Source organism: Sphingobacterium sp. MAE (assembly GCF_056711605.1).
Genome location: NZ_CM160044.1, coordinates 5189437 through 5201929 on the forward strand (window position 1 = coordinate 5189437; position 12493 = coordinate 5201929).

Consider the following 12493-nt stretch of genomic DNA (forward strand, 5'->3'; position numbering starts at 1 on the left):
TTACATCCGATTATTCTCGTTATGATAGATACTGAGATAGCTATCATAACGGGATGATTCGATCTCACCAGCTTCAACCGCCTCCATAACCACACATCCCGGTTCGTTGACATGTCTACAATTGTCAAATCGGCATTGATTCATCAGATCACGCATTTCAGGAAAAAAGTGAGATAACTCTTGCTTTTCAATGTCTACAATACCCAATTCGCGAATACCTGGCGTATCAATAAGTTTTCCACCAAATGGGAGATCATACATTTCAGCAAATGTTGTCGTATGCTTCCCTTTATCAGACCAATCCGAAATGTCTCCTGTCTTAACAGCATATTCAGGCACAATCGCATTAATTAAAGTTGATTTACCTACACCAGAATGTCCTGAAATTAGTGTCGTCTTATCTTTCAGAAGGTCTTTTAACTGATCTATATTCATCCCATTCAGTGCCGACACTTCATAACATGGATAGCCAATATGTTCATAGATACTTTTATAATCTTGTAAAATAGCTAATCCGTCTTCACTAAATAAATCCAATTTATTAAAAATCAAAACTGCAGGAATGCTATATGCTTCTGTGGTAACCAAAAAACGATCGATAAAACCAAGTGATGTAGGCGGAGATGCTAATGTTACAACCAAAAAAGCTTGATCTAAATTAGCACCAATGATCTGTGTTTGCTTTGATAAGTTGACAGATTTACGAATGATATAATTACGTCTAGGTTCTAATTCATTAATGACAGCACTTTCAAGATCAGGCTCCACTTCAAAATGCACCCAATCACCAACAGCGACAGGATTGGTGCTTTTAATCCCTTTTGTACGAAATTTTCCTTTTATACGACAGTCATAACGTTGCTCATCTTCACCCAATACCTGATACCAACTACCCGTAGATTTTGTTACTAGTCCTCTCATAAAAGTTTCTTTTGTGCATATATCATCCAACAAAAATCGGAAAAATTTATTAAACTTAAGGTTTATCGTTTTTATTACCTTTGTAAGAGACACCTTAAAATTAGAATTCGTGAAAAAACTATTTCTTCTAGATGGAATGGCCCTTATTTATAGAGCCTATTTTGCATTAAGCAAAACACCTCGTATTACCTCAAATGGCTTAAATACAGGTGCAATAATGGGATTTACAAACACATTATTGGAAATATTAAAAAATCAAAAACCATCACATTTAGCCGTAGTTTTTGATACCGAAGCACCAACAGCTAGGCATATTGAGTTTGAAGCATATAAGGCCCATCGTGAGAAAATGCCTGAAGATCTTTCGGCATCCATACCCTATATTTTCAAATTGATCACAGGTTTCAATATTCCCATCATTACGAAAGATGGTTACGAAGCAGATGATATCATCGGAACCCTAGCGAAAAAAGCCGAAAAAAATGGCTTTACTGTATATTGCATGACTCCAGATAAAGATTTTGGTCAACTCGTTTCAGAAAATATTTTTATATACAAGCCAGCTCGTATGGGGAATGGAGCGGAAATACAAGGTGTAAAAGAAATTCTTGAAAAATGGGAAGTATCGGATGTCAACCAAGTCATTGATATTTTAGGACTCTGGGGAGATGCTGTTGATAATATACCAGGAATACCTGGAATTGGTGAAAAAACAGCCAAAAAATTGATTCAGGAATTTGGTTCAATAGAGAATATTATTGCCAATGCAGACAAATTAAAAGGCAAACAACGTGAAAACGTCGAAAATTATGCTGAGCAGGGCTTAATTTCAAAAAAATTGGCCACGATATTATTGGATGTTCCAGTAGAACTCGAAGAAGAAAAATTATTAATAGAAGAACCCAATAAAGATATACTTGAGCCCCTATTCATCGAATTGGAATTTAGAACACTTGGGAAACGGGTATTTGGAGAGATGGCCAATAGTACAGAAAGTTCAAAGACTACAACTGGACAAATGGACTTATTTTCCTTACCACAAGATGTTCAAATGATCGAAGAAGAGAACTACGCAGGCCCTGTGAACAACCTGGAAAATACGCCACACGAATATATTTTAGTCAACACAAAAGAGAAACAAGAAGCGCTAGCAGCACAATTATCGACACGAACAAGCTTTTGCTTTGATACAGAATCTACAGGCTTAGATGCCAACCTTGCTGATATTGTAGGGTTATCATTCTCTTTTGAAAAGGGAAAAGCCTATTATATACCCACACCAGCAGATAGACAACAGGCACAAGAAGTGATCAATATTTTCAAACCCATATTGGAAAATGATCAAATTGAAAAAATTGGTCAAAATATAAAATACGATATTTTATTATTAGCTCGATACCAAGTTGCTGTCAAAGGTCCTATTTTTGATACCATGCTTGCCCATTATTTAATCGATCCAGATACAAGGCATGGCATGGATGTATTGGCAGAGAACTACCTAAACTACAAACCACTATCCATCACAGAGTTGATAGGAAGCAAAGGTAAAAAACAAGGAAACATGAGAGATGTTGAACTTGATTTAATTAAAGAATATGCTTCCGAAGATGCTGATATTACCCTACAACTTAAAGAAATCTTTAAACCACTCTTAGAGGAAACAAATACACTAAGCCTTGCCAATGAGGTCGAGTTCCCATTGGTGTACGTTTTAGCAGAAATAGAAAGAAATGGTGTCCGCATCGATATTGACGCTTTGCAACAATTCTCAAAAAATCTGGAAACAGACATTCGATTATTAGAACAGACCATTTACGAAAAAGCAGGAGTAAATTTTAATATTGCGTCACCTAAACAGTTGGGTGAAGTTCTTTTTGATAAATTAAAATTAGATCCTAAGGCAAAAAAGACAAAAACGGGGCAATACAAAACAGGAGAAGATGTTTTATTAGCATTAGCTTATAAATCAGATATTGTCCAAGATATATTGAGTTTTAGACAGCTACAGAAATTAAAATCGACTTACGTAGATGCGCTTCCAGAATTGATCAATCCCGATACAGGACTCATCCACACTTCATACAATCAAGCTGTAGCAGCTACTGGTCGTTTAAGTTCAACAAATCCCAATTTACAAAATATACCGATTCGAACAGAGCGCGGTCGCGAAGTAAGAAAAGCATTCATCCCTCGTCATGAAAACAATGTCATATTATCTGCCGATTATTCTCAGATCGAGTTACGCCTTATTGCCGAATTGAGTAAAGATCCCAATATGATGGAAGCATTTACTTCTGGGCATGACATTCACCGTGCGACAGCTGCCCGAGTTTATGGACTCGAGCTAGAAGAAGTAACATCAGATCAGCGTAGAAATGCAAAAGCAGTAAATTTTGGTATAATCTACGGACAGTCGGCATTTGGTCTATCGCAGAGTCTTGCTATTCCACGCAAAGAAGCCGCAGAAATTATTGATCAATATTTTATTCAATATGCAGGGATCAAAAAATACATGAGTGAAGTTTTAGAGTTTGCAAAAGAAAACGGTTATGTCGAAACAATCCTCAAAAGAAGACGTTATCTAAGAGATATCAATTCAGCAAATATGACCGTTAGGGGGTTTGCAGAGCGAAATGCCATTAATGCTCCTATTCAAGGTTCGGCGGCAGATTTGATCAAAATTGCCATGCTCGGTATTCAAAAAGAAATTGAAGAGCAAGGACTATTAGGTAAAATGATTATGCAGGTGCATGATGAGCTTGTTTTTGATGTCCCTGAAAATGAAGTATCCATTTTTAAAGAGATCATCCAAACAAAAATGACTGGCGCCATAAAAACAGAGATCCCACTAGTCGTAGAAATAGGACAAGGTAAAAATTGGTTAGAAGCACATTAAATAACTATATCAAGGATAATTATGAGAAAACTTCTGTTTATCTTAATAGCTTACTTTCAAATCGTTAACATGGTTATAGGACAAGAAAAAGCAACTTACTATGAAAAAGTCGAGAATAATACTTTTCGTTTTTTCTTTGATAAGAACTATTTTCTTTCCGACAAATTTTGTGAATTCAAGTCCATTGAACGTGTTGTCCCTTTAAATCCGAAAACACAAAAATTTGATGGTATTTTTAAAGACTTCAACAATTATGGTCGTTTAATTCTAGAAGGAGTTTATACAAATGGAATAAAAGATGGGCCTTTCAAAGCCTATCACCCTAATGGCACATTAAAATGGGAAGCTAATTTTATAGCAGATGTGCCAAAAGGAGAAGTCAAACATCGTTACCCAAGTAACCAGTTGGCAATGACACTATTGTACACCGATAGCATCATCTATATAAAAGACTTTTGGTTACCTAATGGCACGCAGAAAATAAAAGATGGCGAAGGAACCTACTCATTTTCAATTCCGTTTGAAGGTTACAACCAGTATGGATTTGATTTTTATGTAGCAAAAGGAAAAATACGCAATGGCAAACAGGATGGCAATTGGCAAATACTAGGTTATAATAAAGGAGACAAAGAAACACTAATCGCAACAGAAAAATATCAGGATGGAAACTTACTCATAGGAAACGATTACTATTTTGACAATTCATACCGCAAAACAAAATTTGGGATAATTCCGTATGATACATTTTTTAGAGCTGAGTCATTGACCTTTAAAGCCTGTAACTTTGATGATTTTTCTAATTTCAACATGTTTACAAGTTTAGAATTAACGAGTGCATTAAACCAGATGGATTCAGAAGGATTTATAGAAGATACGTTTGAGTATAAAATCAAGCTAGATAAATCTGGAACACCATCAAAAATAAATTTTATTAAGTTAACCTCATCAGACGCGATCAATAATGTGCTTAAACCATTATTAAGTAATATTAGCTTTTATTATCCATCATTAGAAAACGGTATGCCAGTTGTAGATATCCTGACCGTAACCGGTAAAATATATACGAATTCTGAGGGAAAAATTACTGTACTACCAATAATAATTCATCGAGAAAAAGGACAATAAGACTATTTGATTATATTTGCAAAAAAATTATAGGCATGAAATTTCACAAAGAAGGATATACAAGTCTGGCTATTACTATTTTAGTAATATTTATTATAAATGCAGTTGCGGACTATTATGATGCTCCTGAAGTTATTAAATGGATTATTTATATCCTTTCAGCATTTCTTTTTATCACAATCGTTCAATTTTTCCGTAGTCCAACAAAACAAATTGTTATCGACGAAGGAACGATTTTATGTCCTGCTGACGGAAAAGTTGTCGTGATAGAAGAAACGGAAGAAAATGAATATTTCCATGACAGAAGGTTACAAGTTTCTATTTTCATGTCACCTATTAATGTACATGTTAATCGTAATCCAGTTAGTGGGATTGTGACCTATTTCAAATATCATCCTGGCAAGTTTTTGGTTGCATGGCATCCAAAATCATCCACAGATAATGAAAGAACGACAGTAGTCGTAAAAAACGCCAATGGTGTAGAAGTACTTTTTAGACAAATTGCAGGCGCATTAGCACGTCGTATTGTATGGTATATAAAAGAAAATGATCAAGTTGCACAAGGGGCAGAATTTGGGTTTATCAAATTCGGTTCCCGTGTTGATCTATTCTTACCTTTGGGCACAGAAATCCATGTTAATATTGGTGATAAGGTAGTCGGAGGTAAGACCATCATCGGAAAATTTTAATAATTTATTAACAAGTAATAACTAACTTAGGCTTTGGTATTTTACCAAAGCCTTTTTTATTATATACATGAATTTTAGACAACTCGTTTTAAATTGTTCATTAGCCGTTGGTTTGGCTATTTCTGCCGTTAGTTTTTACTACCATTCGGATTGGAAGTCCTTTCTAATTATTTTTATTATCGCTACCCTTGTCAGTTTTCTGATGTTCAACTTCGTATTTGAACGCTATATTTATAAAAGAATAAATACGATGTACAAGCTTATACATAACCTTAAATTAGGAAAAGATCTTAAGGATGCACTAGGTGAGCATGTGACTGCAGACCCAATAGGAGATGCTGAAAATGAAGTAAAAGCTTGGGCGAAAGCAAAAAAAATAGAAATAGAACAATTAAAATCACAGGAAAAATTTAGAAGAGAATTCTTGTCTAATGTTTCTCATGAATTTAAGACCCCGCTTTTTTCGATTCAAGGCTATATAGAAACTTTACAAGATGGCCTTATGGAAGAAGATCTGGAGATGGCCAAAACTTTTCTCAATAAAGCATCTAAAAATGTGGATCGCTTAAACTATCTCATCCAAGATTTAGATGAAATATCAAAACTAGAATCCGGAAAAATGGTTTTAAATATTGAAAAGTTTGATATTGTAGAACTAATTAAAGAAACTAAGGAATCCTTGGATGATAAAGCCAAATCGAATAATATAGAAATTCAATTAAAAATAAAACCGGGTACCCCCTATTGGGTAAAGGCGGATAAGCACAAAATCAGTCAAGTTCTTGTCAACTTAATTGAAAACTCGATCAAGTATGGGAAAAATGGCGGAAAAAGTCAAATCCGTATTTTTCCCCTATTCGAGCAGGTATTAGTAGAAATAACAGATGACGGATATGGTATTGAGGAGAAAAATTTAAGCCGCGTCTTTGAACGTTTTTATAGGATCGATAAAAGTAGATCAAGGGGCATTGGAGGTTCTGGGCTAGGTTTATCAATAGTCAAACATATTATAGAAGCACACCAACAAAATGTAAATGTAAGAAGTACAGAAGGCATCGGGACAACTTTTGGGTTTACCCTTGAAAAAGTTTCTCAAACATAATATCAAGGATGTACGACTTAACATTCCACAAAACTTAACATTAACTTAACATTAACTTAGTAATTTCGCAAAAAATAATTAATAATGATATGTCTTTAAATAGCATTTTTCAGTATTTCGTTCCTAAGGATAAAAAGTTTTTCCCTTTATTTGAACAAGCAGGTAGTAATTTGATAGAAATGTCAAAATTACTAAAAGAAGCCGTTAACGCAAGCGACGCGGAAAAACGTAAAGAAATCGTTCGTAAAATCGAAGATCTAGAACATAAAGGAGACAATATTACACACCAAATTCACCTCGAGCTTGGTAAAAATTTCATTACTCCATTTGATCGTGAAGATATTCACGCATTAGCAAGTTCATTGGATGATGTTGCAGATTTTATAAATGGAGCTTCTAACAAAATGGATCTTTATAAAGTACAAAAGGCGACAGAACCTATGATTGAAATGGCTGATTTAATCGTTGAGGCAACAGATCATGTAGCAAAAGCAATTTTCGAATTAAAAGATCTTAAAAACATCCGCAATATTACAGATTCATGTGTTCGTATCAATAGCGTTGAAAATAAAGCTGATTATATCTTTGATAAAGCAGTCGCTGATTTATTCGAATTTGAAAAAGATGCCATTACTTTGATCAAACATAAAGAAGTATTATCGGCAATGGAAGACGCTACAGACAAATGTGAAGACGTAGCAAACGTATTAGAAAGCATATTGGTTAAAAACGCATAATCGCGATTTTAACACATTAACACATTCATATTATGATGTCAACATTATTAATTGTTGTAATTATACTAGCGATTGCTTTTGACTACATTAATGGTTTTCATGATGCTGCCAACTCAATTGCTACCGTCGTTTCAACAAAAGTATTAACTCCTTTTATGGCTGTTTTGTGGGCTGCGATTTTCAATTTCGCTGCTTACTTTTACTTTACAGACCATAAAGTGGCCAATACAGTTGCAAAAACTGTATTAGAAGAATATATTACATTAGAAGTCATTTTTGCAGGTTTATTAGCTGCGATAGGCTGGAATCTATTCACATGGTACTACGGTGTACCGTCAAGTTCTTCACATACTCTAATCGGTGGGTTTGCCGGATCAGGAATGGCTTACGCTTTCATCATAGGTGGAGATCCGATCCATGCCATCAATATTGATGCAACGCTAAAAATCATTGCATTTATTGTACTCGCCCCCATTATTGGGATGCTCATATCCATTATTATCACCCTCATTATTATCAATATCGCTAAAAACTCCCGACCTGCAGTTGCAGAAAAGTGGTTTAAGGTATTACAATTGGTTTCTTCAGCAGCATTAAGTTTTGCTCATGGAGGTAATGATGCACAAAAAGTGATGGGTATTATCCTAGTAGCGATGGTAGCAGGAGGGTATTTACCCAATACTGAGCACATGCCGGAATGGATTCCACTGACCTGTTATTTGGCCATCTCTTTAGGAACGATGAGTGGAGGATGGAAAATTGTGAAAACGATGGGAACTAAAATTACGAAAGTTACCCCTTTGGAGGGTGTTGCTGCAGAGACAGCTGGTGCCCTAACATTAGGTCTAACAGAGCATTTTGGTATTCCTGCTTCGACCACACATACCATCACAGGTTCTATCATAGGGGTGGGTATTGTTAAACGCGTTTCAGCAGTAAGATGGGGAGTTACGATCAGTCTATTATGGGCTTGGGTATTAACTATTCCTGTATCTGCATTGCTTGGTGCAATCACATTGTTTATTATACACTACATATTGTAATAATTTACACTATTTTACAAAAAAAATATAAAGTAAAACAAAAATTTGGTAGATTCGTCCGGATTTTTGTTTTACTGCTTTGCAATAAAACAAAGAAAAATACGTTTTTCTTCTAGTTAGAATTAAAACAATTGATGCTTTTTTAATTTCGGCACGGTGTTTGATTATTCCAAACCGTGTTTCCATTTCAAAAGATCACATACAAATTAGAACAATTAAAATTTAATAATAACCTTAAAAACAAGAGTATGAACTATTCTACAATTAAAAAAACAGCTGTTGCTGCTTCCTTAGTTGCCGCTTTAGGCTTTGCTGATGTAGCACAAGCTCAAACTGTATTTGGTGGAAGATCACAATACAGAACTTGGTCAATCGGTGTTCAAGGTGGTATCACTACCCCTAATACTTTGATCGGTGGAAATAATGCTTTCGGTCAGAAAGTTGGTTACTTCCAAAATAAAGTAGGTGAGTACTACGGATTAACAGTTCGTAAACAATTCTCTCACCTATTCGGTTTAGAATTAGAAGGTAACCGTGGTAAAATCAAAACTTTCAACAAAAATGATGCTTTCGAAGCAGGATCAGGTACAGTTGGAAAAGGTCAAGCTAAATCAGCTGAAACAGAAGTAAATTGGGCAGCTAGCTTAAATGGTGTATTCCAATTAGGTACTATCGATTTCTTGAGAAGAGAAAACTCAGTTAATTTCTATGCTAAAGTTGGTTTAGGTGTTATGGCTTTTAACCCTACTCAATTTTCTAACAATGAGTTTGGTGGAACTGAAGTATACCAAAACAAAGGTAAATGGGGTGAAGAAATCTTCGGAGATCGTGACAAAGTTGGTGATAGAGACTTCCGTTTAGGTATGTATGTTCCTGTTGGAGTTGGTGCTAAATTCAAATTATCTGAAGTTGTTGCATTAAACTTAGGTTACACAATGAACTTCACTGACGATGCTTTATTATATGGACCAAGCAGACAAGGTGATAGAAAACAACGTTTCTCTAATGTATACGGTGGTTTAGAATTCACTTTAGGTTCAAGAGACAAACAAAACTTGACTTTTGCTAACCCAGTTGCTACAATGTATGATGAATTGAAAGATCCTTCATTACGTAACGAAGTTGAAGCATTAAAACAACGTGTATCTACTTTAGAAAGTACTGTTAGTGCATTGAATACTGATTCTGATGGTGACGGTGTTTCTGATAAATTCGATAAAGAGCCTAACTCTCCTGCTGGTGCAGTAGTTGATGGATCTGGTCGTCAAATCAAATTCCCTGAGCCAGTTGTTAACAATGTAACTTCTTCAAACGGTTATGTTGCTCCAATTCAATTCGAATTTGATAGCTCAGTATTGAAAACTCAATCATATGCTACTTTAGACAAAGTTGCTAAAGAAGTACGTGATAACAATTCATCTGTTACTTTAGATGGTTATGCATCTGCTGAAGGTTCTGAAGCATATAACCTTTCTTTATCTAAAGACCGTGCTAATGCAGTAAAACAATACTTAGTTAACGCTGGTGTTGCTTCTTCTAAAATTACAGCTAACGGTTACGGTGAGGCTAATCCAGTAGCATCTAATGCAACTGAAGAAGGTCGTGTTCAAAACCGTCGTGTTGAGATCAAAAAATAATTATATATAACATATAATTTTAGAAAGCCGATTCGTAAGAATCGGCTTTTTTATTTTGCCCACTTTAATCCGTATCTTTGCTAAGTAATAATTAATTTTATTTGTAAATTAATTAGACATAGTTATTAAAAATCACTACTTTCAACTAAGTTGAGTTACTGATAGATTATACAAGGATGATGGAAGAGGAATTTGATTTTGAATCTCCTGAGGAAAGAAAAACCTCGGTTGATCGTTATGAAGAAATGATAAGAAATGAAGATCAATACTTCTTTGACTCTAAAGCATTTGAAGGAATTATTGATTATTACATTGAAAAAAATGATCCTATTAAAGCCTTACAGGTTGCAGATTATGCCATTAATCAGCACCCCTTTGATGTGACATTTTTATTAAAACAAGCACAGTTATATTCTGCCACCCAACAATTCGAAAAAGCATTAAACGCACTTTCAAAAGCGGAGTTATTAGAACCATCTGAAGGAGATATATTCTTTATTAGAGGAGGTGTCTATGGCGCCAAAGGACAATTTAAAGAAGCAAAAGAACAGTTATATCAAGCATTGAGTTTGTCCGATAATAAAGATGAGATCTACTTTCACATCAGTGTCGTCTATCAAGGTGAAGCAGATTTCGAAAAAGCGATTTATTATCTTAAAAAAACGCTTGAACTCAATATGGATAACCAAGAAGCTTTGTATGAACTTGCCTATTGCTATGATATTCTGGACAGACAAGAAGAAAGTGTCGAATTTTATAAAAAATATATTGATTCGGAACCCTATTCCTATTATGCTTGGTACAATTTAGGCAATGCTTATCACAAATTGTCCAAATACCCTGAAGCGATAGATGCTTATGATTACGCTATTTTAATCAAAGAAAATTTTTCATCTGCATATTTCAACAAAGGAAATGCATTGGTCAATCTTGATCGCTATCAAGAAGCATTGGAAGTCTATAAGCAAACATTTGAATATGAAAAACCAAGTGCTGACACCTATTGTGCTATCGGAGAATGCTTAGAAAAACTGGAGCAAATGGAAGAAGCTCGTGTTTTTTATAAAAAAGCAGTCAAAATGGATGGCGACCTAGCGGATGCCTGGTTTGGCATTGGTGTAACTCTTGATTTTGAAGAACGCCACTTTGAATCGTTACACTTTTATAAAAAAGCACTGGAGTTAGATGATTCAAATCCAGATTACTGGTTTGCAATTGCTGACGCAAGATATAAATTAAAACAAATCGATCTAGCAGAAGAGGCATATGCCAAAGTGGTTGAATTGAACCCCCTAGATATTGATGCCTGGCTGGACTATTCATCTATATTCTTCGAACAAGATAAAGTCGATGAAGCCATTGAAATTGTATCTGAAGCTATCACTAATAATCCAGAGGCTGCAGAACTATATTTCAGAATGGTAGCCTATTTGTTTGCAAACGGTAAATACAATGATGCAATCGTCTTCTTAGAATTGGGTCTTGCAACAGATCCTGAGAAGCATTATATCCTTTTTGATTATCTACCTCAATTACAGGGGAATCATATCATTTCAGAAATCATTAAAAAATATTCTCCTAAGTAAATGAAAAAGTTAGGACTCATCGGTTTCCCTTTAGGACACTCCTTCTCTAAAAAATACTATTTAGAGAAATTTGATAAAGAACATATTACAGACGTCAATTATGATCTCTATAGTATAGCAGATATTCAGGAATTTGAAAAAATATTTAAGGATTCGGATTTCTATGGTGTGAATGTTACCATTCCACATAAAATCAATGTGCTTCCGTATCTTCAAGAGCTATCGCCAGAAGCACAAGCTATTCAAGCAGTAAATTGTATACAAATTAAACATACAGCTTCTGGACCTTTTTTAAAGGGATTCAATACGGATGTGTTTGGCTTTATGGAGTCATTAAAACCCTTATTAGATGACCATCATAAAAAAGCATTAATTCTAGGAAATGGTGGTGCCGCAAAAGCTGTTGAATATGCATTAAATGCCTTGGATATCTCCTACAAAGTTGTCAGTAGATCAAAAACAGAAACAAACCTGACCTATAGCGAACTTGATGCTCACATATTAAATGAATATTATATCATTATCAATTGTTCTCCGGTGGGGACCTTCCCAAATATCGAAGATGCACCGGATATTCCATATGATCATATTGGTAATAAGCATCTGTTATATGATTTAGTGTATAATCCCCCAGAAACAACATTCCTTAAAAATGGCAAAAATAACGGCGCTAAGATCAAAAATGGATTAGAGATGTTAGTACTACAAGCAGAAAAAAATTGGGAAATTTGGAATGAACTGTGATGATTTTGCAGCA

At 34.9% G+C, this 12493-nt stretch carries 10 protein-coding genes; 9 read left to right on the plus strand and 1 reads right to left on the minus strand.

All coding sequences use genetic code 11. From position 1 onward, the window contains the following. Positions 1 to 921, minus strand: a complete 921-nt coding sequence (gene rsgA, locus AC06G9_RS22095; RefSeq protein WP_045754017.1) for a ribosome small subunit-dependent GTPase A — start codon at positions 919 to 921, stop codon at positions 1 to 3. Positions 922 to 1030: 109 nt separating this feature from the next. On the opposite strand from rsgA, the gene polA reads away from it, so the two are divergent. The 9 genes from polA (at position 1031) to AC06G9_RS22140 (ending at position 12480) form a co-directional block, all read left to right on the plus strand. Beyond that, positions 1031 to 3817, plus strand: coding sequence for a DNA polymerase I (gene polA / locus AC06G9_RS22100; RefSeq protein ID WP_434439273.1), 2787 nt, complete (start codon positions 1031 to 1033; stop codon positions 3815 to 3817). A gap of 21 nt (positions 3818 to 3838) precedes the next feature. Continuing rightward, positions 3839 to 4942 (plus strand): toxin-antitoxin system YwqK family antitoxin, encoded by a 1104-nt coding sequence (locus AC06G9_RS22105; RefSeq protein ID WP_248755163.1) that lies wholly within the window; start codon positions 3839 to 3841, stop codon positions 4940 to 4942. 35 nt (positions 4943 to 4977) lie between these two features. Next, positions 4978 to 5631 (plus strand): phosphatidylserine decarboxylase family protein, encoded by a 654-nt coding sequence (locus AC06G9_RS22110; protein WP_480957256.1) that lies wholly within the window; start codon positions 4978 to 4980, stop codon positions 5629 to 5631. Positions 5632 to 5698: 67 nt separating this feature from the next. Then, on the plus strand, positions 5699 to 6733 hold the full coding sequence (locus AC06G9_RS22115) for a sensor histidine kinase (protein WP_045754020.1): 1035 nt from the start codon (positions 5699 to 5701) through the stop codon (positions 6731 to 6733). Positions 6734 to 6822: 89 nt separating this feature from the next. Then, entirely contained in the window at positions 6823 to 7470 is a 648-nt protein-coding gene (locus AC06G9_RS22120; protein ID WP_021190730.1) for a DUF47 domain-containing protein, read from the plus strand. A 32-nt stretch (positions 7471 to 7502) separates the two neighbouring features. Beyond that, positions 7503 to 8513 carry an inorganic phosphate transporter gene (locus AC06G9_RS22125; RefSeq protein WP_045754021.1) on the plus strand — a complete coding sequence of 337 codons (1011 nt, stop codon included), beginning with the start codon at positions 7503 to 7505 and terminating at the stop codon, positions 8511 to 8513. Between the two features lie 248 nt (positions 8514 to 8761). Then, positions 8762 to 10150, plus strand: a complete 1389-nt coding sequence (locus AC06G9_RS22130) for an OmpA family protein (protein ID WP_434439281.1) — start codon at positions 8762 to 8764, stop codon at positions 10148 to 10150. A 179-nt stretch (positions 10151 to 10329) separates the two neighbouring features. Then, a complete protein-coding gene (locus AC06G9_RS22135) occupies positions 10330 to 11736 on the plus strand; it encodes a tetratricopeptide repeat protein (RefSeq protein WP_480958204.1) in 1407 nt (468 codons plus the stop codon). Beyond that, entirely contained in the window at positions 11737 to 12480 is a 744-nt protein-coding gene (locus AC06G9_RS22140) for a shikimate dehydrogenase family protein (protein WP_045754023.1), read from the plus strand. It abuts the gene before it with no gap. The last annotated feature ends 13 nt before the right edge of the window (positions 12481 to 12493 follow it).